Annotated in this window: 23 protein-coding genes and 4 tRNA genes; 1 reads left to right on the plus strand and 26 read right to left on the minus strand. The window is 41.7% G+C overall.

Annotated elements, in window-relative coordinates; genetic code table 11:
- Nucleotides 1–6: 6 nt before the first annotated feature.
- The 20 genes from ACQKNS_RS18325 to ACQKNS_RS18420 all read right to left on the minus strand — a co-directional run bounded on the left by ACQKNS_RS18325 (nt 7) and on the right by ACQKNS_RS18420 (nt 17805).
- Nucleotides 7–804 carry a two-component system regulatory protein YycI gene (locus ACQKNS_RS18325; protein WP_427644721.1) on the minus strand — a complete coding sequence of 266 codons (798 nt, stop codon included), beginning with the start codon at nt 802–804 and terminating at the stop codon, nt 7–9.
- Entirely contained in the window at nt 791–2125 is a 1335-nt protein-coding gene (locus ACQKNS_RS18330) for a YycH family regulatory protein (RefSeq protein WP_427644722.1), read from the minus strand. Before ACQKNS_RS18330 ends, ACQKNS_RS18325 begins: the two co-directional genes overlap by 14 nt.
- Complete coding sequence (gene walK, locus ACQKNS_RS18335) at nt 2122–3954, minus strand: cell wall metabolism sensor histidine kinase WalK (RefSeq protein ID WP_427644723.1); 1833 nt, start codon at nt 3952–3954, stop codon at nt 2122–2124. The genes ACQKNS_RS18330 and walK overlap by 4 nt, the downstream gene beginning before the upstream one ends.
- 5 nt (nt 3955–3959) lie before the next feature.
- On the minus strand, nt 3960–4667 hold the full coding sequence (gene yycF / locus ACQKNS_RS18340) for a response regulator YycF (protein WP_034316131.1): 708 nt from the start codon (nt 4665–4667) through the stop codon (nt 3960–3962).
- Nucleotides 4668–4958: 291 nt separating this feature from the next.
- Complete coding sequence (locus tag ACQKNS_RS18345) at nt 4959–6377, minus strand: peptidoglycan DD-metalloendopeptidase family protein (protein ID WP_427644724.1); 1419 nt, start codon at nt 6375–6377, stop codon at nt 4959–4961.
- Nucleotides 6378–6786: 409 nt separating this feature from the next.
- A tRNA-Phe gene (locus tag ACQKNS_RS18350) sits at nt 6787–6859 on the minus strand.
- Between the two features lie 28 nt (nt 6860–6887).
- Nucleotides 6888–6963: transfer RNA gene (locus ACQKNS_RS18355), tRNA-Asp, on the minus strand.
- 23 nt (nt 6964–6986) lie between these two features.
- Nucleotides 6987–7058 (minus strand) — tRNA-Glu (locus ACQKNS_RS18360).
- 8 nt (nt 7059–7066) lie between these two features.
- Nucleotides 7067–7142: transfer RNA gene (locus ACQKNS_RS18365), tRNA-Lys, on the minus strand.
- Between the two features lie 245 nt (nt 7143–7387).
- Complete coding sequence (locus ACQKNS_RS18370) at nt 7388–8680, minus strand: adenylosuccinate synthase (RefSeq protein ID WP_427644725.1); 1293 nt, start codon at nt 8678–8680, stop codon at nt 7388–7390.
- A gap of 292 nt (nt 8681–8972) precedes the next feature.
- Nucleotides 8973–10337: a replicative DNA helicase gene (gene dnaB / locus ACQKNS_RS18375; RefSeq protein WP_427644726.1), complete on the minus strand. Its 1365-nt coding sequence runs from the start codon at nt 10335–10337 to the stop codon at nt 8973–8975.
- Nucleotides 10338–10478: 141 nt separating this feature from the next.
- On the minus strand, nt 10479–10928 hold the full coding sequence (rplI, locus tag ACQKNS_RS18380; RefSeq protein WP_192207364.1) for a 50S ribosomal protein L9: 450 nt from the start codon (nt 10926–10928) through the stop codon (nt 10479–10481).
- The gene (locus ACQKNS_RS18385; protein WP_427644727.1) at nt 10925–12895 is read right to left on the minus strand and encodes a DHH family phosphoesterase; all 1971 of its coding nucleotides are present in this window, start codon (nt 12893–12895) and stop codon (nt 10925–10927) included. Before ACQKNS_RS18385 ends, rplI begins: the two co-directional genes overlap by 4 nt.
- Before the next feature lie 41 nt (nt 12896–12936).
- On the minus strand, nt 12937–13884 hold the full coding sequence (locus ACQKNS_RS18390; RefSeq protein ID WP_427644728.1) for a YybS family protein: 948 nt from the start codon (nt 13882–13884) through the stop codon (nt 12937–12939).
- A gap of 234 nt (nt 13885–14118) precedes the next feature.
- On the minus strand, nt 14119–14358 hold the full coding sequence (gene rpsR / locus ACQKNS_RS18395; protein ID WP_034316147.1) for a 30S ribosomal protein S18: 240 nt from the start codon (nt 14356–14358) through the stop codon (nt 14119–14121).
- Between the two features lie 47 nt (nt 14359–14405).
- Nucleotides 14406–14933 (minus strand): single-stranded DNA-binding protein, encoded by a 528-nt coding sequence (gene ssb / locus ACQKNS_RS18400; protein ID WP_034316149.1) that lies wholly within the window; start codon nt 14931–14933, stop codon nt 14406–14408.
- A 69-nt stretch (nt 14934–15002) separates the two neighbouring features.
- Nucleotides 15003–15287, minus strand: a complete 285-nt coding sequence (rpsF, locus tag ACQKNS_RS18405; protein WP_427644729.1) for a 30S ribosomal protein S6 — start codon at nt 15285–15287, stop codon at nt 15003–15005.
- 194 nt (nt 15288–15481) lie between these two features.
- Nucleotides 15482–16582 carry a redox-regulated ATPase YchF gene (ychF, locus tag ACQKNS_RS18410; RefSeq protein ID WP_076368500.1) on the minus strand — a complete coding sequence of 367 codons (1101 nt, stop codon included), beginning with the start codon at nt 16580–16582 and terminating at the stop codon, nt 15482–15484.
- Nucleotides 16583–16750: 168 nt separating this feature from the next.
- Nucleotides 16751–16948 carry a DUF951 domain-containing protein gene (locus ACQKNS_RS18415; protein ID WP_034316158.1) on the minus strand — a complete coding sequence of 66 codons (198 nt, stop codon included), beginning with the start codon at nt 16946–16948 and terminating at the stop codon, nt 16751–16753.
- Nucleotides 16949–16968: 20 nt separating this feature from the next.
- The gene (locus ACQKNS_RS18420; RefSeq protein ID WP_427644730.1) at nt 16969–17805 is read right to left on the minus strand and encodes a mechanosensitive ion channel family protein; all 837 of its coding nucleotides are present in this window, start codon (nt 17803–17805) and stop codon (nt 16969–16971) included.
- 382 nt (nt 17806–18187) lie between these two features.
- Here ACQKNS_RS18420 and yyaC point away from each other — a divergent pair, with 382 nt between their 5' ends.
- Nucleotides 18188–18823 (plus strand): spore protease YyaC, encoded by a 636-nt coding sequence (gene yyaC, locus ACQKNS_RS18425; protein WP_427644731.1) that lies wholly within the window; start codon nt 18188–18190, stop codon nt 18821–18823.
- A gap of 49 nt (nt 18824–18872) precedes the next feature.
- Here the strand turns inward: yyaC and ACQKNS_RS18430 are convergent, their stop codons facing one another.
- From ACQKNS_RS18430 to mnmG, 6 genes are all read right to left on the minus strand, one after another.
- The gene (locus tag ACQKNS_RS18430; RefSeq protein WP_427644732.1) at nt 18873–19574 is read right to left on the minus strand and encodes a DUF554 domain-containing protein; all 702 of its coding nucleotides are present in this window, start codon (nt 19572–19574) and stop codon (nt 18873–18875) included.
- Between the two features lie 52 nt (nt 19575–19626).
- A complete protein-coding gene (locus tag ACQKNS_RS18435) occupies nt 19627–20487 on the minus strand; it encodes a ParB/RepB/Spo0J family partition protein (protein WP_377410214.1) in 861 nt (286 codons plus the stop codon).
- On the minus strand, nt 20480–21241 hold the full coding sequence (locus ACQKNS_RS18440) for a ParA family protein (RefSeq protein WP_427644733.1): 762 nt from the start codon (nt 21239–21241) through the stop codon (nt 20480–20482). Before ACQKNS_RS18440 ends, ACQKNS_RS18435 begins: the two co-directional genes overlap by 8 nt.
- A 254-nt stretch (nt 21242–21495) precedes the next feature.
- Nucleotides 21496–22356 carry a nucleoid occlusion protein gene (gene noc / locus ACQKNS_RS18445; RefSeq protein ID WP_427644734.1) on the minus strand — a complete coding sequence of 287 codons (861 nt, stop codon included), beginning with the start codon at nt 22354–22356 and terminating at the stop codon, nt 21496–21498.
- Nucleotides 22357–22731: 375 nt separating this feature from the next.
- Nucleotides 22732–23448 carry a 16S rRNA (guanine(527)-N(7))-methyltransferase RsmG gene (rsmG, locus tag ACQKNS_RS18450; RefSeq protein ID WP_427644735.1) on the minus strand — a complete coding sequence of 239 codons (717 nt, stop codon included), beginning with the start codon at nt 23446–23448 and terminating at the stop codon, nt 22732–22734.
- A 29-nt stretch (nt 23449–23477) separates the two neighbouring features.
- Nucleotides 23478–25364 (minus strand): tRNA uridine-5-carboxymethylaminomethyl(34) synthesis enzyme MnmG, encoded by a 1887-nt coding sequence (gene mnmG, locus ACQKNS_RS18455; protein WP_427644736.1) that lies wholly within the window; start codon nt 25362–25364, stop codon nt 23478–23480.
- Nucleotides 25365–25378: the final 14 nt, after the last annotated feature.

The raw sequence follows: 25378 nt of genomic DNA on the forward strand, positions 1-25378 counted from the left end.
CTTTACTCACTCCAGTATTTTTTCTTCTGTATTCAGTTCAATGACCTCTCCATCAAAAGCATTCACGAAGAGATCCGTTTCATCATCAATGACCACCCACCATGTTGGCACAAGTAAATGTGACACAGATGTCGTCTGCAGCGAATTATAAAAGCCCAGTTTCACATTCGTGACTTTGCTTTTTGGATCAATATCACCATTCTGATACAATGCTCCAATGGCATTTAAAGCAGATACCAATTCTTTAGGTTTATTGAATTTTTCGATTCCCTCTAAATACATCTGTTCATAGGAAACGATTTCACCCTTCTTGTTCAGATATAGAGTGACCTTCCCCTTACTATTATTAAAAAACATCTTTTTATCTGCCACTTGATAGCAGATGATGGTCTGGTTGATTTCATCATAGCTCCAAAAATGATACTCATTTCCATTTAATATATACTCCTTCAGGAATATATCCAGGTCTGCAGCATGAACTTCCGCTTTCATGCCAACCGGTGTTTTAAATGTGCCCACAAGCTTCTTACCATCGATGATTTTCGCTTTTTGATTTTTCAGGTACTGTATATCTTTCTTCTCGAAAGTCTTGCTTTGAGCAATCAGGAATTGATCCTTCAACTTTTGTTTCGGAAGTGGTACTTCTATTGAAATCTCATCTTCTTGCAAAAGTTCTTCTGTTGAGGATTCCGTGAAACTTTCATATTGAGAGTCATTAATCTTTTCCAGGAATTGATAAAGTAGAAAAATATTCAAAATGAAGAAAACCATGATGAAAATCGACTTTGTATTATTCCAATCCACTTTGATCGCCTCCTGTATCTTCTTCAAAAGGCACTATAAACCATTTATCGCCGATACGATAATACCAAGTGGGCTCAAGTGTAACGAGTGTTACAAGTTTGGAATCGAGGGATTTATTCAGTTTATAGCCAATCGAGATGTCCTCCACGCTTTTGAAATCGATATTATCTTTCGATTTCAGCTTATTCAACACTTCTTTACCGCTTGGTAAAATTACTACCGCTCCTTCTGACGGGAGGACTGAATCGAGTGAAAAGTATGGGCGGTCATAGCTATAAATTTCTTCTTTCCCCCAAATTTGCTCGATTTCTGTCATTCCCGATTCATTGAAGGCCGGATAACCATTTACGAATAAGCGGAATACCACTCGTTGTTCATTCTCAGACATATAGGCAAAGCGGTAATTGTTATTCTCCCAACCGGCATGATCATTGATGAAATCGATGCTTTTTTGCAGAAGGTCACTGGAACTGCCAAATAACTTGCTCTTTTGTGCCGGGTTGATATAAGAAATTAAGTAATTCTCTTTATTGACGGTCATAAGTCTTGTTCCATCCGTGTATTCCTCACCGACCGAAACGGATTCCTGACGTACGAACTTCGGATAATTAAATAACGCATTTTTCAAGTTACCAATATCCAAGTAATCAATATAATACTCAAGTCTTTTGATCTCCACTGGCTTTTCCGGAACGAACAGCGTCCTTTTGCTGCTTATGGTTTCGGCCGTGTATTCAGGATGCTTATCGTAAGAATCCCTATAAAATGAATCCATGAAATTCCTTAGTTTTTTAGAGTCGACCAACCCCTGATAAATCTTCTCTTGATCATAGGAAACAAAATAAACGGGAGATTCATTACCACTGAGATCCTTTTGTTTAATGATGATTCGATCGAATGAAAATCCAGGCACTTCCTTATCCGTTATATTCAATACCGTTTTATAAAGGGCGATGGGTATATCATCGGAAAATTCGATTTCAACCGATCCATCTTCATGGACAAAATCGTCAAATTTCCTTTGCAGCCTTTTTACGGATACCTCTTTAATGCCGCTGAAACGCCATTGCGCAAATTCCTTTTCCATTTCATCTATTTCTACCGGATTGGAAGTCTGGAAATGCTGTCCATTGCCATGGAAGAGGATACTGACTGGTTTAATGACATCACTGACAATCTGGACATCGCTTTTAATCTTTATATAATTCGATTGGTCAAATTGATCATATTCAGGCTCGTACGTCCAAATGCTCCATGTCAAAAAAATGCTTGTCCCGACCAAAATAATCAGTATGATACTTTTTGCACGTTCAAAATTCATGACCAATCATCCTCTTCTTCCTGTTCGTAAGGAAGTGTAAAGAACACGGTAGTTCCTTTTCCATCCACACTTTCCGCCCATATTTTCCCGCCATGCGCCACGACCATCTCTTTTGCAATCGCTAAACCAAGCCCTGTCCCGCCTAAGTTACGGGCCCTTGCTTTATCCACACGGTAGAAGCGGTCGAATATTTTATCAATGACGTTTTTCGGGATACCCACTCCTTGATCTGTAATGCTCACAATGATAAAGCCATCAGATGCCCTGACGCGGAAAGTCACTTGACCCCCTTCAGGTGAGTACTTTAAGGAGTTGGAGATTACATTATAGAGAACCTGGGTGATTTTATCTTCATCAATATCCACAAAATAAGCTTCCTTCGGCAAATCACGTTTAAACGTGATATCATCATTTTTCGTCATTTCAAAACGATCGATGATGTGGTCATAGAATTTATTGAAATTCACCCAGCCGGTTTTAAGCCTGTAATCTTTACTGTCCATTTTCGAAAGCTGCAACAGATCATTAACAAGCCTGATCATTCGTTCCGTTTCATTTTGGGTCACGCTTAAAAAGGATGGAGCGATTTCCTCATCCTTCCATGCACCTTCAGCCAATGCTTCCAGGTAACTTCTCATCGTCGTTAACGGTGTTCGCAGTTCATGCGATACATTGGCAACAAACTCCCTGCGTTCGCTCTCGATTTTCTCCTGCTCTGTTATATCATGCAAAACAGTAATCAAACCATTGACGAATCCCGTTTCCTTTTGAATGACCGAAAAGTTCCCCCTCAAAATGAAAGGCCGGTCTTTTTTGCTGTAATCCAGGATAATGGAATCTCGCTCTTCCAGTAAATCCTCAAATTTATATTCCTCTTCAAGACCCAAAACCTCAATGATCGGTTGGTTCATGACGGTCTCACTCGAGACATTCAATAATTGTGCAGCCGGTTCATTAATCAGATTCACCCGACCGCGCCTGTCCGTTGAAATTACGCCATCCGTCATATTGGCAAGGACAGATGATAGCTTGCGCCGCTCCCCTTCTGTGCTTGATTGCGACTCTTGAAGCTTTTTGGTCAAATTATTGAAAGTTACGGCAAGCTGGCCAATTTCATCATCGCCATATACCCTAACTTTCCTGGAGAAATTCCCTTTCGCCATCACCAGGGCCTGCTTTCTCATATCGGACATTGGCCTAGTGATCGTTCGTGCGAGCAGGATGCCCAAGATGGCCGTAATGGCTAGGGCGATGGCCGTACCCGTCATGAAGATACTATTGATTTCATCCATCTGCTCAAAGACATTTTCCATCTCTGCTATTACATAGACGGCGCCAATGACCTCCCCATTTGCTTCAATGGGTGTCGAAAGGACCCAGAGCCGCCTGCCTGTTTTCTGATCCCGAAATACATCACTATCTTCTTTTCCATAAATGAGCGTATTCTTAATAAGGACCTCTGTTGTCTTCTTCCCTACAATATCCTGGTTACTTGGGGCAGAAGTCCCGATCACGCGTCTGCTGCGGGTGTCGATGACACGTACTTCCGAAATATCATTCGATGAATTATCCCGGTCCTTCAATATCGTGTCAATCGCTTCTTCGAGGGTTGGATCTTCCTCTCCCCTCTCTTTTTCCATTTCTTCACCAATACTGTAGGTAAGCAGGTTAACATGACCTTTTATTGATTTCGTAAAGTTCCCGACAAGATTTTCTTCCAATTCCCCAACAAAATATACCCCGATTATTTGCATAGCTACGAAAATGAGCAATACATAAATCAGAACAAATTTAAAATGAATTGAGCGAAAAAAACCAACCTTTTTCATAGAAACTACTCCTGTTCAGGGTTACGCAGGTAATAACCGACCCCTCTTCTAGTTACAATCCAGCCGGGATGGCTTGGATTGTCTTCGATCTTCTCACGAAGACGTCTGACCGTTACATCGACCGTCCGCACATCACCAAAATAATCATAGCCCCACACGGTTTGTAATAAGTGCTCCCTTGTCATGACCTGACCGATGTGCTTCGCTAAGTAATGAAGCAACTCAAATTCGCGATGCGTTAATTCAATCGTATCGCCGCGCTTGGATACCACATAGGCATCCGGATGGATAGTGAGCGTTCCTATCGTAATTTCCTTCGGTTCATTTTCTTGATCGGGAACCGGAACAGCTTGCTGACGTCTTAGGTTCGCCTTTACACGGGCAATTATTTCCCGGGTACTAAATGGCTTTGTCACATAGTCGTCTGCACCAAGCTCCAATCCTAAGACCTTATCTATCTCTGAATCTTTTGCCGTTAACATGATGATCGGCGTTTCATACTTCTTCCTTACTTCCCTGCAAACTTCCATCCCATCGCGCTGCGGTAGCATGATATCAAGTAAAATCAAATCAGGTTGCCGTTCCTCTACCATTTTGAGGGCTTCATTGCCATCATAAGCGCAAAAAACTTCATAGCCTTCTTTTTTCAGATTGAATTGTAATATATCAGCAATTGGCTTTTCGTCATCCACTACCAGAATCTTTTTATCCATGAACTTATCTCCTTTTTAATAACTGAACTGAATCTATTAAAAACCGTGTCCTTATCCGGGACCTTATTCACTTTTCCTTCTGCTTGCACAACGCCGGCAACCTAGTATTAAGCAAAGTTACATATATATACCCAATAAAAGGGGCTGAACACGGGCTGAACACCGAAATGAAAGCAAATTGTCTCTATTCTACTTTATCATTTTATAGGCATTAAATCACCTTTTTCCTATTATTCTCATCTATGTATGAAGCAAAGAAGTCTTCGAATAATTTTCGAAGACTTCCATCGATTACTGGCTTATATAGTTTAGCGGATTAACAAGAGACCCGTTTTTATATATTTCAAAATGGAGGTGGACACCGGTCGAGTTCCCCGTTGAACCCATCATGCCAATTTTCATGCCTTTTTCAATCTTTTGTCCTGCTTGTACATCTATTGAATCCAAATGGGCATACACTGTCTTATACCCGTTATTATGATTGATCGTTATCTTATTTCCATATCCTCCGGAGTTTCCGGCAGTTTCGATTATCCCATGATCTGCTGCCGTTATCGTCCTGGTGGCTGGCCGGGCGATATCAATACCTTTATGCAGTTTCCCCCAGCGCTGGCCCTGCTTACTGGAAATATAGCCCCCATCTGCAGGCCATGAATATGTACCGCTGCCCTGTGAAGGAATGACCTTGGTGCCTTTTCTGGTTATTTCCGTTTTGGCTTTTTCCGTGACTTCTTTTTTTGCGATCGTTTCACTGATTTTCTTTCCATTTGTTTCGGATACATTATAGGTGAACGCAAGAATCCCCTCATTCCCTATTTGTTCAGTAATGAGCTCACCCTTTGGAAGTTCGTCATCCTCCTTCACTTTCTTTTTAAAGGGAATCCTCTCTTCCTTATATACTTCTCTTTCTACCATTACGTTCACATAGGGGATACGTTGGGTCACATAGAGACGCTCGCCCTCTTTAATACCTTTGTTCTCATCCTGTCCCGGATTTAGCTCCAGCAGCTGATCCAGGTCCATATCATGGCTAGTGGCAATGGATTCAAGATCCTCATCTTCCTTAGCCTCATAGATTGTCGTTCCTTCCTTCCCTTCTTCTATCATGGAAAGGGTTTTATCGACGCTCTTGATCTCGTCTGGAAATACCATTGTCTCTTTAAACGTGACGGGAAGTGAAAAGTCGATGTCCAGAATTCTACTTCCTGGCTCTTTTAACGGATCCGCGCCTTTTTCACTTTCCTTTTCACCTGATTCATATTCAGCGTATTCCTCTTCATTCACATATAATAGAGTGATTTTCTCGATGACGTCCTCGGCATCTTCCTTAGACGCAACATAAGCGACCGCCTGATTATCTATGTCGATTTCATACGCCTCTGCCTTCACATTCAACTGATCTTGAATTCCCTTAACAGCCTGATCCTCTTTTACCTCTTCATCGAATACCTCTTCAGGTATAAACGTCAGCTGTGACTCCTTATCGAATGTAAAGTCCGGAAAATCTTCCTGTGCTTCTTCTACCTTATCGGCTACGATCTTTTCGATTTCCGTTTCATCGGTCACACTTCCGACGAACTCATCGTTAAGATAGACATGGTGAATGGTTGTAGTTTCCGGTATCCCAGCAGCGGTTGCCCGATTTCCTGCAAGCATTAAAATGACGGAAACCATCAATAGGATGATTCCCTTGTCTTTTGAGCTAAACATATATTGTCCTCCTTAACGGCTCAGTCACCAATTAAGAAACTAATCAATTTATTTCGAGATTTATTAGTCCAATTTAAATATCCACATGCATATGACTGGTTTCTATAATGATTTTTATCACTCATAACTCTACCATATTAAGAAAAAAAACAAGAAACAGACTTCATAATGTAATGGAACTGTATAAATGGTGACAACATGTACCAATAAATATAGGAATGGGGAACGTTCAATAAACTGCGGAAAAAGGATTGGGCCTAGTCCCAGTAAGGCTAAAAGCGGGTATATGCCAAATTGGCCGAAATTGGTATGTTACAAATCGTTAACAATCTATTAACAAGATTTCATTCAAAATACATCTGGAAGCAAAACAAAAAAACGCCTTAAAAGAAAGGCGTTTATAAAAGGATGGCTCAGGACGGAATCGAACCGCCGACACAAGGATTTTCAGTCCTTTGCTCTACCGACTGAGCTACTGAGCCAAATATTCTATTTTTTGAAAAAATAAAATGGCGGTCCCGACGGGAATCGAACCCGCGATCTCCTGCGTGACAGGCAGGCATGTTAACCGCTACACCACGGGACCAGTAAAGCATTTATATAAAGAAGTGACCCATACGGGATTCGAACCCGTGTTACCGCCGTGAAAGGGCGGTGTCTTAACCGCTTGACCAATGGGCCGGAAAAAATGGTGAGCCATGAAGGATTCGAACCTTCGACCCTCTGATTAAAAGTCAGATGCTCTACCAACTGAGCTAATGGCTCGTACTAATGGAATGTTTCTTTTCAGGATGTTAACTTCTATTGTGACGACGCTTTTGATAATATCATGGTTCATATAGTTTAGGCAATACTTTTTTAAAATAAAATTATTTTTTTCTTATATTTTTTCATTTTCCAACAGTTTGACCCATTCATTCGGTATCCAGACATTCCGAATGTGACATATCATGCATGGATGTTAATAACGAAAGAAGAGCCGGCAAAAAAGCCAGCTCCTTTTTCAAGAATTACGCTAGACGCCAAGGGCTTCTCACGACATTTGTTTGGTTACGGTCAGGACCGACAGAGAAAGTGGTCAAAGGAATGCCCACCAATTGAGATACGCGCTCTACATAGTGGCGAGCGTTCTCTGGAAGCTCATCCAATGATTGGCAACCTGTGATGTCTTCTGACCAGCCCGGCAGTTCTTCATAGACTGGTTTACATTCGCCAATCGCTTTCAAAGTTGCTGGAACTTCATGAATGATCTCGCCTTTGTATTCATAAGCCACACAAATTTTGACCGTATCAAGGCCTGATAATACGTCAATCGAGTTCAATGATAAATCGGTAATCCCGCTGACACGGCGAGCATGGCGAACGACAACAGCGTCGAACCAGCCTACACGGCGCGGTCTGCCTGTAGTTGTACCATATTCACGGCCAACTTCCCGGATTTGGTTGCCGACTTCATCATGCAATTCTGTAGGGAAAGGACCATCACCCACACGGCTTGTATATGCTTTACATACACCAACCACATGGTTGATTTTTGTAGGACCTACACCAGAACCGATCGTAACTCCACCTGCAACTGGGTTGGATGAAGTGACGAATGGGTATGTTCCTTGATCGATATCAAGCATGACACCTTGTGCCCCTTCGAATAATACCCGTTTTCCTTCATCAAGTGCGTCATTCAATACAACGGAAGTATCACAAACATATTTCTGCACTTGCTGTCCGTACTCATAGTATTCTTCCAAGATATCTTCGATCTTGAAACCTTCCGTTTCATAGAAACGTTCAAACATACGATTTTTTTCGACAAGATTTTGAGATAATTTTTCCTCGAAAATTTCACGGTCCAATAGGTCTGCCATGCGGATTCCGTTACGGGCAGCTTTGTCCATATATGCAGGGCCGATTCCCTTTTTAGTCGTTCCGATTTTGTTGGCGCCTTTACGGTCTTCTTCAACTTCATCCAATTTGATATGGTAAGGAAGAATGACATGTGCACGGTTCGAGATACGAAGATTATCCGTACTCACCCCATGGCTATGTAAATAAGCTAGCTCCTCTACAAGAGCTTTTGGATCTACCACCATACCATTTCCAATGACACAAATCTTATCACTATAAAAAATCCCTGACGGAATTAAATGCAGTTTATAGGTAACGCCGTTAAATTTTATTGTATGTCCTGCATTATTCCCACCTTGATAACGAGCGATGGCTTCCGCATTCTGGGAAAGAAAATCTGTTATTTTACCTTTACCTTCGTCTCCCCATTGTGTACCGACTACTACAACTGATGACATCTGAATAAAGCACCTCCAAAGGTTCACGTAATACCGATCATTTTAACCGGTTCTTATCAAACAAACCTATTTTATCAATAATCCAAACGGGAAGTCAATACAAAATCCGAACAATACACTTTTTAGTAAATACTTTGTTCGTAAATTTGAGAAAATTTCTTTCCGATTTTACAATGTGTTTTGGATTGTCAATCATTATTGTACCCTTTGATTTCTTTTTCTATTATCATAAGGCCCTTTCTTTTTCCAAGAACAGAGAAAGCCCGCCATTGCAAAAATGGCAGGCAGTTCCCTATGCACCGGGAGACATCGAATCATCATCGAAGCGGCGTTCGAGATTAACGAATTTGTTATATTCTTTTACGAATGCAAGCGAAACCGTGCCTACTGGACCATTACGCTGTTTCGCTATAATGATTTCGATGATATTTTTATTCTCGGACTCTTTATCATAATAATCATCACGGTATAAGAATGCGACGATATCGGCATCTTGCTCGATACTCCCGGATTCCCTGATATCAGACATCATCGGACGCTTATCTTGACGCTGCTCCACTCCCCGCGATAGCTGGGAAAGGGCGATGACGGGCACTTTAAGTTCACGAGCGAGCGCTTTGAGTGAACGTGAAATCTCGGATACTTCTTGCTGACGGTTGTCGCCTGAACGACCATCGCCTTGAATTAACTGCAGGTAATCGATCAATATCATGCCAAGGCCATGTTCCTGCTTCAAACGACGGCATTTTGAACGGATTTCACCGATCCTCACACCTGGCGTATCATCGATATAAATGCCGGCATTCGACAAGCTTCCCATCGCCATCGTCAGTTTACGCCAATCCTCATCAGTTAAGGAACCTGTCCGTAAATTCTGGGCGTTGATATTCCCTTCAGCACAGAGCATACGCATAACGAGCTGCTCTGCACCCATTTCAAGACTGAAAATCGCTACATTCTCCTCCGTTTTGGTCGCAACGTTTTGAGCGATATTCAATGCAAATGCGGTTTTACCAACCGAAGGACGGGCACCCACTATGATGAGGTCATTACGTTGGAACCCTGCCGTCATTCGATCCAGTTCAGCAAACCCTGTCGGTATCCCCGTGACATCCCCTGTACGGGTAGTCAAAACTTCTATATTATCGTACGTCGAAACCAATACATCCTTAATATTTTGAAAAGCCCCGGAATTCTTACGCTGGGCCACTTCCATGATCGTTTTTTCTGCTTCCCCGAGCAGCTCCTCGACCTCGTCCTCGCGACTGTAGCCTTCCTGAGCGATGTTGGTCGCTGTCCTGATCAAACGGCGCAGCAATGACTTTTCCTCGACGATGCGGGCATAATATTCAATATTGGCCGCGGTAGGCACCGATCCGGCCAATTCACTTAAATAAGAAACGCCGCCAACTTCTTCAAGGTTTTTTGTCGCAGCCAATTCTTCTGTCACCGTAATCAAATCGACAGCTTTTCCTTCGTCATTCAATTTAAGCATCACATTAAAGATTTTTTGATGAGAACTTCTGTAAAAATCATCCGGAATCAAAACTTCCGATGTAACGGTCAATGAAGAGGGCTCAAGAAAAATGGCTCCTAGCACAGCCTGTTCGGCTTCTATATTTTGAGGGGGAATCCTATCCTGAAATTGTTCTATCATATCTTAAAACCTCCCATTCTAAGAGGATACCTTTTATATGTTTCTAGTAAAAAAAGAAAAAAGTGAAAGGACAACGTGCCCAATCACATTTTTCGTCTATCTCTATTTTATCAATTTTTCACAGATATGAAACAGCTAAAATTAGTTAATTTCTTTCACATGCACAGTCAGTGTCGCAGTGACTTCAGGATGAAGCTTGACTGGAAGCTTTGTATGCCCTAAAGTGCGGATGCCTTCAGCAAGCTCCATTTTACGTTTATCAACCTTGATACCGTGTTTTTTCTGAAGCTCTGATGCAATTTGTTTAGTCGTGATGGAACCGAATAAACGTCCGCCCTCACCGGCTTTGGCAGATAGTTCAACCGTTAATTTCTCCAGCTGCACTTTCAATTCTTCAGCATGCTGCAGCTCTTCTGCTGCAAGTGATTCCTCTTTATTTTTCTGGGCTTCCAAGGTTTTTACATTTGAATTATTTGCTTCAACGGCCAATCCTTGTTTTAGCAGGAAATTATGTGCATAACCATCTGCAACATTTTTAACTTCCCCTTTTTTCCCTTTACCCTTTACGTCTTTCAAAAATATTACTTTCATTCTTTTTGTCCCCCTTCTAAATATTCATCAATAGCTGCTTTCAATCGACTTTCGGCTTCATCAATGGAGCAAACCTGTTGAGTGGCGGCATTCGTTAAATGTCCGCCTCCATTCAACATTTCCATGATCACCTGTACATTGATATCACCTAGAGAACGCGCACTTATGCCAACTGTATCATCAGATCGCTTAGCCATTACGAAAGAAGCCGCAACGCCATCCATGGTCAATAGGGTGTCCGCAGCTTGAGCGATGAGCACCTGATTATGAACCTGGTCGGTTTTTGCAGAAGCAATGGCAATTCCCTTTTTATAAAAGATGACTTCCTCAATGAGCTTCGAACGTTTGATATAGGTGTCCACGTCTTCTTTTAAGAATTTCTGGACAAGTACCGTATCGGCTCCATGCGCCCTTAGATAAGAGGCTGCATCGAAAGTGCGTGAACCTGTTCTTAATGTGAAGCTTTTCGTATCGACGATGATACCTGCAAGAAGCGCCGTCGACTCCAGCATATCAATCTTCGAGCGTTTCGGTTGATATTCAAGCAGTTCGGTTACAAGTTCTGCTGTTGAAGATGCATATGGCTCCATATAGACGAGCAATGAATTCTTGATGAACTCTTCACCGCGGCGATGATGGTCGATGACTACAACCTTATCGATCCTATTCAATAACCGCTCTTCAATCACCATGGAAGGTTTATGTGTATCGACCACAACCAGCAAGGTCTCATCCGTAATCATTTCAAATGCATCATCAGGTGTTATGAACCGGGAATACAGCTCTTCTTTATTTTTGATCTCTTCCATTAAACGAAGGACACTGCTATCGAGCTGCTGGGTGTCGATGACAATATAGCCTTCACGTTCATTCATCTGGGCAACTTTCAAGATGCCAATCGCTGAACCGATTGCGTCCATATCCGGGTTTTTATGGCCCATGACAATGACTTTATCGCTATCAAGGACTATATCCTTCAATGCATGGGAAATGACACGTGCACGGACCCTCGTGCGTTTTTCCATCGGATTGGTTTTGCCGCCATAGAATTTCACTTTACCATTCGCTTGCTTTATCGCTACTTGGTCACCGCCCCGCCCAAGGGCGAGATCCAAGCTGGACTGTGCAAGCGTACCTAGTTCCGGTAAGGATGACACGGCAGAGCCGACCCCGATGCTCAGGGTCAATGGTACATTTTGCTTGGCCGTCGTTTCCCTGATTTCATCCAAAATTGAGAATTTGCCCTTCTCAAGCTGATGAAGGATATGCTCATTGAAGACAGCAATGAATCGTTCCGAGGAAACCCGTTTAAAGAAAACGCCATTATCCCTTGCCCATTTGTCAAGAAGTGAGGTAACCAAGCTATTGATGCTGCTTTTACGCTGATCATCCATACCCTGTGTCAAATCATCATAATTATCAAGAAGAATGATCGCAATTGCCGTCCGCTCATCTTCATATAATTTCTCGATTTCCACTTGCTCCGTCACATCAAAAAAGTAAAGAAGCCTTTCATCACGCTTATGGACCACCTTGAATTTCCGATCGTGGAGCGTAAGCGTCTCTGTCTCGATCTCTTGCTTGATCAACGGTACTATCGAGTCCGCAACATCGTATAGCGATCTTCCTGCCAAGGAGTCTTCGCTAAAACAAGAAGCCAGGAATGGATTGGTCCATTCAATGTAATAATCCTCATTAAAGAGCATGATCCCAATCGGCATTTCCAATAACGCTTCCTCGCCCACCTTCTTTAAACGATAGGATAAAGTCGTTATATACTCTTCTGTCTTTCGTTGCTTTTTTTCTACCATTCTTAATGTTACATAAAATAAACCAGCAAGAATCAATAGTCCAACAAGTGCAATAACCCAATTATAATAAGCCAGTACGCCCAAAAGTAAAACGACTGCGGCCAGCACCCCATATAATGGGGACTTAATCGAGTATTCTTTCAAATAAGATGGCATAGTTTCAGCTCCTAAAAGCATCTGTTTTACAAAAAAGTCTTCTATTCCTTTTTCTTGATTGTCTCCCTAAAAGGAAAGCCTAAATCTATTATACCTAAAAATCGAACGGCCGTCGTAATAATCGGGATCGGCAGCAGCAAAGAAAAAATCACGATTAAAACAGGTATGGCCTTAGCCCATGACTTAACATGAGCGATATAGAATATCAGAGAATACCCTTGTAATAAAATGAAGAACTGCAGTATGAAAAATAGGTTCGTTATGGCCATATATACAAAACTGTTCTTGTCCATATTCACAAAAAGAGCAAGAAGCATCGTAATTAAATAATACCATAAAAGGCTTTTCGGGAGTCGCAGATCTCGAAAATGGGGCCATTTTAACGCCTTATCACTGAATCTCTTCACAATGGGATGCGCCGCAAAGAAAATCAATAAAACCATGATGACGGACATCAGAACGAACAAACTTGGCATCAGCGTGTTCATCATATCGAGTGATTCATACATCCGCTTTTTGACTTGTTCCGTCGGTGCCTGTCCAAAAGAACCCATTATGCCGATAGTATTCTCGAGGGAGCCCTCAGCCATGTTCATCGATTCTTCTATGTAATTAACATCCGTTATCAATACGGAAGCTGCATATATTAATAAAATGCCTCCCAGGAAGACAAGGACTGCACTTATGAACATAGGTGCCATCGGTTTGTCCTTTTTCAAAAAATAGCCGATCGCGATTCCCGTTGCCCCCATGAGCAAAGTCAGCGGAACAGACAATATCGTCCCGATGAGGATTGACAATAATGAGGCTGCAAATAAGTAACCAAGGCTCCACGATATCTTTTGTTTGATTGTGACAAGTATGAATGGAATGGGTAAAAAGAAAGTAGTGAAAATACCCAATAGTGGGATTTGAATGGTGATGAACAATAAAATGCAATATAGTGCCAGAAGGGCTCCGCCCTCGGCTATCCGTCTCCCGCTATTCATCTTTATTTCACCCCCTGTTATTATTGGTGTCTTATCTCCATCTTTATATTGTATCCGTTACGGCCAGGATATTTCAAACATCACATTCTTTTTTAGGATATGATTATTTTTTTGAGGAAAACGTCCGGATAGCTTCCTTTTGAAAGAAAAAAACCGCAATTCAGCGGTTTCCAGGCATAAGTGACAACTTATAAAAAAGGCACATTAAGGATAACTCCTCAATGTGCCGATTTATTATTCACCAGATACATATGGTAGTAATGCCATAGTACGTGAGCGTTTAATAGCAATCGTTAATTTACGTTGATATTTAGCGCTTGTACCAGTTACACGACGTGGTAAAATTTTACCGCGTTCTGAGACGAATTTTTTAAGAAGATCTACATCTTTGTAATCAATTTTAGTGATTCCGTTAGATGTGAAATAACAAACCTTTTTACGCTTACCGCGTCCTTTACGTCCACCCATTGCCATGATAAATTTCCCTCCCTGCTTTTTGAATTTTCATTTTAAACGGCTGTTTAAAACGGAAGATCATCATCTGAAATGTCGATTGTCTTACCGTCATTTGCAAACGGATCGTCGTCTACACGAGTGTAGTTGTTATTGCTCCGTTGATTCTGATTAGGATTTTGTCCATACGAATTGTTGTCATTTCCGTTATTATTGCCATAACTTCTTTGACCTCCACCGTAAGAACCGCCTTCATTTCTTTCACCCGCTGAACTGCTTCGTGGTTCAAGGAATTGAACGCTCTCAGCCAGAATCTCCGTCACATATACGCGTTTGCCGTCTTGTCCTTCATAATTACGTGTTTGGACACGTCCATCCACGCCAGCTAAACTGCCCTTTTTCAAGAAGTTAGCTACATTTTCTGCCGGTTTACGCCAAACTACACAGTTAATGAAGTCCGCTTCACGTTCACCCTGCTGATTCGTAAAACTACGGTTCACAGCTAAAGTAAAGGTAGCTACGGGAACTCCATTAGGTGTATATCGTAATTCAGGATCTTTAGTTAAGCGTCCTACCAAAACTACGCGATTCATCATCAGAATCAACCCCTAGGTTTCAAGCTTGTTTCATCTGAAACAAGATTAGAATTTATATTAAATATCGGATTATTCTTCTTCTTTAGTAGCCATGTGGCGAATAATGTCTTCACTGATTTTAGCAAGACGATCGAATTCTTGAATCGCAGCACTTTCAGCGTTAACTTTAAGAAGCATGTAGTAACCATCACGGAAATCATTGATTTCATATGCAAGACGGCGTTTACCCCATTCTTTTGCTTCTACTTCCGCACCATTATCAGTAAGGATTGTGTTGAAACGTTCAACTAAAGCTTTTTTAGCTTCTTCCTCAATGTTTGGACGGATGATATACATAATTTCGTATTTTCTCATCACTGTCACCTCCTTTTGGTCTAAGCGGCCCAATTGGGCAAGGAGCAATTATTTATAATTACTCACAAGATAAGATTATAGCATAGTTATAGCGGCTTTGCAACGAACGGTTCGCCTTATTACGATTAATTGTAATCCGACGGTTCAAGTCTCAAAAAAAGACCCTACATATGGAAAGGTAGGGTCTTTGAATCTTAAACATTAAAGCGGAAATGGATAACATCGCCATCGTTAACGATGTATTCTTTTCCTTCCAAACGTACTTTACCTGCTTCTTTTGCAGCACCATGACTGCCCGCTTCAAGTAAATCGGTATAAGAAACCGTTTCGGCACGGATGAAACCACGTTCGAAGTCCGTGTGAATGACGCCTGCACATTGAGGGGCCTTCATTCCTTTGCGGAATGTCCAAGCACGCACTTCCTGTACACCAGCTGTAAAGTATGTTGCCAATCCAAGCAGGTTATAAGAAGCACGGATCAACTGATCAAGACCAGACTCCTCGATGCCAAGTTCAGATAGGAACATTTCCTTTTCTTCACCTTCAAGCTCTGCAATCTCTTCTTCGATTTTGGCACAAATCACGATCACTTCTGCATTTTCCTTAGCAGCATATTCACGTACTTGCTGTACATATTCATTATCGTCAGCATTCGCCACTTCATCTTCGCTCACGTTCGCCACATAAAGCGTCGGTTTCGCTGTAAGTAAATGCATGCCCTTCACGATTTTTTGCTGTTCTTCAGTAAACTCGACGGTACGTGCAGGCTTTTCATCTTCCAATGCTTCTTTTAAAGCTACAAGGATTTCATGTTCCGCCACAGCTGCTTTATCTTTTTGCTTGGCCATTTTTCCGACACGGTCGATGCGTTTGACGACAGATTCCAAATCGGCAAGGATCAATTCAAGGTTGATGACTTCGATATCATCGATTGGATTCACTTTTCCGGAGACATGGGTAATGTTATCGTCTGCAAAACAACGGACGACTTGACAAATGGCATCCACTTGACGGATATGGGAAAGGAATTTATTACCCAACCCTTCTCCTTTACTTGCTCCTTTTACGATTCCGGCGATATCGGTGAATTCAAATGCGGTCGGAACCGTCTTTTTCGGTTTTACCAATTCAGTCAGTTTTTGCAGACGGTGATCTGGCACTTCCACGATCCCGACATTTGGGTCGATCGTACAGAAAGGATAGTTCGCAGATTCCGCACCTGCCTGAGTAATTGCATTAAACAAAGTGGATTTACCTACGTTAGGCAAACCGACTATACCAGCTGTTAAAGCCATTTATATTTCACTCCTTCAAGATGATTCGTACATATGGGAAAAGAACTGATCTTCAATAAAGACCCTCCAATTACCTAAACCTTTCCCAATTATAGATTTCGCTTCCTAAAAAGACAAGTAAATCATGAGAAACGCGCAGGACTACTTTCGCTCAAAAAAAAAGCATGATCACTCCTCATGCTTTTGCAGAACTTTTTTCATTTTCTTTGCGAATTCACGTCGAGGCAGCATCACGCTATGGCCGCATCCTTCACATTTTATCCGTATATCCATACCGAGCCGTATAATTCTCCACTTATTAACCCCACAAGGATGCGGTTTTTTCATTTCGACAATATCCTTAAGCGCAAATTCCTTTTCTTCCATAACCATGAGCCCCCTAATCCCTATGACTCGCTGCCATTGTACGTAGATTTAATCCCACTTGAACCAAGCGCAGCACTCATTTCATTTCTTAATATCCTACTGATTTCAATGTGATGCATCGGCTTTGTTTCCGCCTTAATCCGAAAGACGACTTCTTCAGGACTAATTTTTTCAATTCCCAAAAATTCAGGTGTTTTGATCAAGGCCTCGTATTTGCCTTCCATACTGTTTAAAAGATCAATCAGCACCTTCTCAGCACGCTCGACCGATCCATCGTTAGGTATGGTCACATCAACAACAGCCATGCTATTTAAAATGGAATAATTCGTGACCTGGATGATGCTGCCGTTGGGTATGAAGTGCAATTCACCTGCACCGCTTTTAATTTTCGTTGTACGAAGCCCGATTTCAATGACTTCCCCTTCAAAATTATTGATTTTAATATAATCCCCAACCGAGAAATGATCTTCAAAAATAACGAAAAATCCTGTAATTATATCCTTGACCAAACTTTGAGCACCAAACCCAACTGCCAAACCGAGAACACCGGCACCAGCGAGTAACGGCATTACCTTAAGTCCGAAAATTTCCAAAATCATCATCAAAGCAATGAAATTGATGACATAAGTGATGATATTCTCGAGCAATTTAATGAGTGTCGCTTCCCTGCGCTCCGATACCCGAATGGGACTCCTTAAACGTGCTTTGAAAAATTTATTCAGAATAGTCTTTCCTATTCTAATAATGATACGCGATAACAACAGAACAAGGAAGATTTTAATAATCCCCTCGCCCATAAGCAGCCATATCTTTTCATCCAATATCTCTTTTGTAACGTTATCATAAATGCGATCCATATTTTCCTCCTGCCTGATGCAATTAACTGCAAATCTTTTAATTCGCCTATATGCCATATAGACGTATTCCTCTACCCTTCATGCACTGAGATAACCATGAGCAGAGCGATTTTCTCTATTTTATCAATAAATAATGGTTTCTGTACAAAAAAAATTTGGGTATATAGGTAAAAGAATTAGAAATTTTTTCCCAAATATTCAAGTGATTATTTACTAGAAAGTATAAATGAAAGCAATTGGTAGAGGATAACGTCGATTTATATCCCCTTCACCTGTTTGCATGTTCTATAAAAAATTCCCTCATCCATGATGTTAAATACCGTATATTTTCCCCTTTTTATCCGTATACTGTAATACCAAATAAAGTAAAGGAGTTGAGCCGATGAATCTGAATTCTAGTCTATTTAATAATAATAAAAATAGATTGAGTCGCATCCTGCATGAAGATACGGATGCATCCAAACAAATTTCCCAGGAATTAATCAACCTCCTACCAACCGGAAAGCTCCAACCAATCGTCATCGTCTGCATAGGCACGGACCGTTCCACAGGCGATTCACTCGGACCACTTGTCGGCACTCTGCTTAGTGAAAAAGCTGAAAACGATTCTTCTTCATTCCATGTTTATGGTACTCTGGATGACCCTATACATGCGATGAATTTACAGGAGAAATTAAATGAAATCAAAAAGATGCATGCCAATCCCTTTATCGTCGGAATCGATGCTTGCTTAGGGAAAATGAAAAGTGTCGGCATCGTTCAAATCGGCCCGGGACCAGTGAAACCAGGGGCTGGGGTCAATAAAGATCTTCCTTCCGTCGGAAATGCCCATATTACAGGAATCGTGAATGTAAGTGGATTCATGGAGTTCATGGTCTTGCAGAACACGCGACTTAATCTTGTGCTAAAAATGGCCAAAACCATTGCCGAGGGGATTTATGAAGCACAAAATCATTATCCAATAAAACCTTCCATCACTCCTTTCACATGGTCATTCAAGCAGGAAAAAACCCTTTGATATTGGTTCATCATAAAAAAAAGGAAGGGGCCATCCCCTTCCTTCTTTTTTATACATAATACATGAAAGTAACCAGAATCGCGGTGATCATTATGCCCGGAAGCAGATTTGCCACCCTTATTTTAGTCAGACCTATAATATTCAAGCCAATCGCCAAAATCATGACTCCCCCAGTTGCCGTCATTTCCAGTATGAAGGAATCCATTAAAGCAGTTGGGATCATCGTATTGATCTGCCTTGAAAAAATCGCTATGAATCCCTCATAAAGAATGACCGGAAATGCTGAAAAAAGTACACCTATGCCAAGCGTGCTGGCTAGGACCAATGCTGTAAAGCCATCGATGATCGCTTTTGTTATCAAAACGTCATGATCATTCCGGATACCGCTATCCAGGGCACCGATGATGGCCATCGCCCCAATGCCAAATATGAGCGTAGCCGTTACAAACCCCTGAGATATCGAAGTTCCTTCCTTCGCTTTCATCCTGCGTTCAATCCAGTTGCCTAAAGAATTTAGCCTCGCCTCAAGATTCATCCATTCACCGAGAACAGCCCCTCCGACAATACTTAAAATGACAACAAGGAAATTATCGCTTTTAAAACCCATCTGCAAACCTAAGACCATGACAGCCAAACCGATACCGCTCATGACCGTTTCTTTTATCTTTTCAGGTATATTTTGTAAAAATCTCCCTAAAATCGAACCAATTAAAATGCAGGCACCATTCACCAAAGCCCCTAATAATACCATCTCATCCACCTAATTTTCTGCATATGTCGTCATGATCTTTTCATAAGGGGATCTAAGAGGAAAGGTTCTCTTGATCGATCAAGTTCAATATTCTCTCTAAATCTTCTTTTGAAAAGAATTCTATTTCTATTTTTCCTTTTTTCTTGCTTTGTTTAATCGTTACGCTCGTTCCTAATCTTTCACGCAGACTTGTCTCCCGTTGCTTTATGAAGATATCCTTTTTTTCCTGTTTCTTATGTTTGGTTTCACGTGAAACGGTATCATTCAATTGATGTATATATTGCTCGAGCTGTCTGACATTCATTCCTTCTTTAAGGATTTTATCCGCTACCGGCTTAAGCATCTCTTTTTTCTTTAAACCTAGCAATGCCCGGCCATGCCCCATGGAAATTTCCCCGTCGGAGATATATCTCCTAATCCCTTCAGGCAAAGATAGCAATCTGACATGGTTTGCTATATGGGGTCGGCTTTTACCAAGCCGATTGGCCAACTGCTCCTGGGTGAACTCCAATTTTTCAAGAAGCGTTTGATAAGCGACAGCCTCCTCGATCGGATTCAAATCTTCCCGTTGCAGGTTTTCCAAAATCGCCAGTTCCATCATCTGCTGTTCGCTCAATTTCCTCACAACGACCGGAACTGTCTTTAAACCAGCTTCCTTGGCAGCACGATAACGTCTTTCCCCAGCCACGATTTCATATCCCTTTATGCTTTCCCGGGCAATAATCGGCTGTAATATCCCATGTTCCATGATGGATTGCTTTAATTCTTCTATAGCTTCAAGCCGAAAGCTCTTTCGGGGCTGATAAGGATTTGGCCTTAATTCCCTTAATTTGATTTCTCGCACGATTTCATCTTTACTGATTTCCCCACTGTTGAAAAGTGCGTTAAGTCCTTTGCCAAGTCCTTTAGCCATTTGATACCACTTCCTTTGCCAGTTCTAGATAGACCTCCGCCCCTCGTGACTTTGGATCATATATAATTATCGGTTCTCCATGACTCGGTGCTTCACTCAAACGGACATTGCGGGGAATGATGGTTTGATAGACTTTATCCTGAAAGTATTTTTTGACTTCTTCTATGACCTGGAGACCTAGATTCGTTCTTGCATCCAACATCGTCAATAGCACACCCTCGATTTTCAACTCATGGTTCAAATGCTTTTGGACGAGGCGGACCGTATTCAATAGTTGACTCAAACCCTCCAATGCATAATATTCACATTGTACCGGTATCAAAACTGCATCGGCGGCCGTTAAGGCATTAAGCGTAAGCAAACCCAATGATGGAGGGCAGTCAATCACAATGTAATCATATTGGCCCTGCACCTCTTCTAATGCCCTTTTTAGTCGGACTTCCCTTGAGATGGTTGGAACAAGTTCAATTTCTGCACCTGCAAGTTGAATTGTCGCAGGTATGGCATATAGGTTTTCTACCTTTGTTTCCATGATGACGGTACTGGCCTCGACATCATCAACCAATACATCATAAATACATTGTTCCACATCAGCTTTGTCGATACCCGCACCGCTTGTCGCATTTCCCTGCGGGTCAATGTCGACCATTAAGACTTTTTGTCCTATGTATGCAAGACAAGCACTCAGACTGACAGAAGTTGTCGTTTTTCCAACACCGCCCTTTTGATTGGCAATGGCGAGAATCTTACCCACGAATTCACCCGCTTTCAACTATCTTCATCACGCTTTTATTTATTGATTTTTACCGTAAATCCATTTATTTCTTTCTATTTTATCATGAATGTTACTGGAAGAAATCGTTTTCTGAAATTCCTCTTAAAATTTAAACTATATCTAAAAGCATCAAAAATCCGGGAAAAGTCGAATGTTTTTTAAGGTGGAAATCTTGGCTTGAAAATAAAAAAAGCTTGGTAATCGGAGACTACCAAGCGGGTAAGGATAGGGAATCAAGATTTTTTCTTGGGTATTTTAATCGTGAACTGATAATACTCCTCGAATTCTTCTTCCTCTGCATCCAAATTTATTCCATTGTCTGTAACCATATTGAGTGATTGGCGTATGGTATTCACGGCAATCCTCATGTCTTTACTGAACGCTTTTCGCTTAGGTTTCGGCTTTTGCACAGTACCCGCCAAGAGCTTGACGACCTGCTCTTCGGTCTGTTTGACGTTTAACCCTTTTTCGATGATTTCCAAAAGCAGTTTAAGCTGCTTTTCAGGACTCTTCAACGGTATCAACGAGCGGGCATGGCGTTCCGTAATTTGCTTTTGAAGAAGTGCATCCTGAACCTCCTGAGGCAGCTTAAGCAGCCGAAGCTTATTCGCCACGGTAGATTGACCTATTCCCAGTCTTTGTGCCAAAGCTTCTTGTGTTAAACTATGCAGCTCCAATAGTTTTCCATAAGCCAAAGCTTCTTCAATCGGAGTCAGTTCTTCACGCTGAAGGTTTTCAATCAGCGCAACGGAAGCCGTTTCTGTATCGGTGAAATCTTTGATTATAGCAGGTGCCAATTCCCAGCCAAGCTTTTGCATGGCCCGAAAACGACGCTCACCTGCAATGATTTCATACTTTTCCTGACCATATGCCCTTACTACAATTGGTTGAATGATCCCATGTGTATGGATCGTTTGAGCCAATTCGGCAATTTTATCGTCATTAAAAACGGTCCTTGGTTGAAATCGATTAGGCACAATAGCAGAAATGGAAATTTTTCTTATCTCTTCATTATTATTGCTAGGTGTCTCCATCTCTAGTTGCTCTTCTTCTTTTTCGCCAAACCCAAAGAACCGCGAAAAAGGATGCTTCATCTTCCTACACCACCTTTTAAAACTCCCAAATAACATATTCTCTATTTAAAGGACAAGTCCTGCATACATTTCCCGACATGGTTATACATATGGTCCTTCACTGTAAAAAACATGTCGACTGGCGCCATCAAGGCAATAATGAGGAATGGACGGCCAGTTATTATACATATCTGCCGGCTTGCACAAGATTATTTCCCTGAATCAGCCAGCACAGGGCACAAGTACACGTACCGCAAATGCCTTCTTGTTGCAAATCCGTATTGAGTGAAAATAATAAGGTCATACATTCATAGTAAAAGAAAATAAGGGCAAGTACCAGCCAAATATATCTGGATCATCTACGTTTACCATGAAAACTTACTCAGCATACAGAGGTTATTCAATAGGCTGCTTGTTCGGTGTCCCTGGTTTTCTCGGGTATTTTTTAGGAGTCTTCTTCACTTTTTTTACAGTAATGATGTTTCTTTCACTATTTTCCTCTGGCAATGTGAAAGGATGAATTTCTTCGATTTTTCCGCCTAACGTAAAAATGGCCTTCTTCCCTATGTCCATTTCATCATGTGCACTAGCCGCTTTCATGGCAATGAACGTCCCATCCAGTTTAACGAGCGGCAAACATAGTTCACTTAGAACGGACATCCTGGCTACTGCCCTTGCCATGACAATATCATAGGATTCGCGATGCTCCTGTTTTTGGGCGAAGGTTTCCGCCCGGTCATGATAGAAGGAAACTCCCTTTAATTGCAAGGAATCCGCAAGGTGATTCAAAAAAGAAATTCGCTTATTCAAGGAGTCCACAATCGAGACGTGGATATCAGGGAAACAAATCTTCAATGGAATACTCGGAAACCCAGCTCCAGCCCCGACATCGCAAATTCGGTATGATTCGTTAAAGTCAAAATAGAAGGCTGCACTGATTGAATCGTAAAAATGCTTAAGATAGACTTCTTCTTTATCAGTGATGGCTGTTAAGTTCATCTTTTCGTTCCATTCCACCAATAATCGATAATAAGTGTCAAACTGATCAAGCTGCTGGGGAGAAAGCTCAATCCCTTTCTCCAGCAATGCTTGTTGGAACTGTTCAATATTCATGTCTTTTCAATCCTTTTCGGGTATTTCCATTACTGAGATACTCTGGCGATCTTTCCTTGTTCCAAATAAACAAGCAAAATGGAAACATCAGCGGGATTCACACCGGAAATTCTTGAAGCCTGAGCTACTGATAGCGGGTGGACCTGCTTTAATTTTTGACGTGCTTCCGATGCAAGCCCAGAAATTGCATCATAATCGATATTCTCTGGAATCTTTTTGTTCTCCATTTTTTTCAGGCGATCGACTTGCTGCAAGGATTTTTCGATATATCCTTCATACTTGATCTGGATTTCGACCTGTTCCGTCACTTCATCGCTCAGTTCGACATCACTTGGCGCCAACTTCTGAATATGGGAGTAATCCATTTCAGGCCGTTTCAATAAATCGGAGGCACGGATTCCATCCTTCAACTCACTGCCGCCACTTTCAGTAATGACTTCTTGTACCTCTTTGGTCGGTTTGATGAAGTTTGATTTCAGTCGTTCCTTTTCCATTTCAACCGCTTCTTTTTTCATGAGGAATCGATTGTAGCGTTCTTCTTTGATCATTCCGATATTGAATCCAATTTCCGTTAACCGTAAATCGGCATTATCATGACGCAATAATAAACGATATTCTGCACGTGAAGTCAGCAATCGGTATGGTTCATTCGTTCCTTTCGTTACAAGGTCATCAATGAGAACACCAATATAGGCATCCGAACGGCTTAAAATCAGTTCTTCCTTACCCATTGCATTCAATCCAGCATTAATACCGGCCATCAATCCTTGCCCTGCTGCTTCCTCGTAGCCGGATGTCCCGTTAATTTGGCCAGCTGTATAAAGATTTTTGATCTTCTTGGTTTCAAGTGTAGGCCATAGCTGTGTAGGAACGATAGCATCATATTCAATCGCATATCCAGCACGCATCATTTCCGCCTTTTCAAGTCCTGGAATGGTTTGCAGGATTTTCATTTGTACATCTTCAGGCAGACTCGTAGATAAACCTTGCACATAAACTTCCTTTGTATTGCGACCTTCAGGTTCAAGGAATATTTGATGCCTTGGTTTATCATTAAAACGTACGACTTTATCTTCAATCGATGGACAATAACGCGGACCAGTTCCTTTGATCATTCCCGAATACATTGGTGAACGGTGTAGATTCTCATCAATGAGCTGGTGTGTCCCCTCATTCGTATACGTTAACCAGCATGGCAATTGATCCGTTATGAATTTTGTCGTTTCATAAGAAAATGCACGCGGAACTTCATCGCCAGGTTGAATTTCCGTTTTGCTATAATCTATGGATGAGCTATTCACGCGTGGCGGCGTTCCTGTTTTAAAACGGACCAAATCAAATCCTAACTGCTCTAAATGTTCAGAAAGCCTGATGGAAGGCTGCTGATTATTAGGGCCGCTTGAATATTTCAGTTCCCCTAAAATGATTTCACCGCGTAAATATGTTCCAGTCGTGATTACGACAGTTTTCGCACGGTATACCGCGCCTGTTTTAGTGATGACCCCCGTGCAAACATTGTTTTCAACAATTAATTCCTCTACCATTCCTTGAATCAATGTTAAATTTTCTTGGTCTTCTATCGTCTTTTTCATTTCTTGTTGATAGAGAAATTTATCTGCCTGCGCCCGCAATGCACGAACAGCCGGACCTTTAGCCGTATTGAGCATCCTCATTTGAATATGGGTCTTGTCGATATTTTTCCCCATTTCTCCGCCTAATGCGTCAATTTCCCTAACGACTATCCCTTTTGCCGGCCCACCAACAGAGGGATTGCATGGCATGAAGGCGACCATATCCAAGTTAATGGTGATCATCAACGTTTTAGCTCCGACCCTTGCCGCTGCAAGGCCTGCCTCACTGCCAGCATGACCGGCGCCAATAACAATGACATCATAGCTACCTGCTTCGTACTGCATATCCTTTTCCTCCT

The organism is Peribacillus sp. NPDC094092 (assembly GCF_050279365.1).
Lineage (GTDB): Bacteria > Bacillota > Bacilli > Bacillales > DSM-1321 > Peribacillus.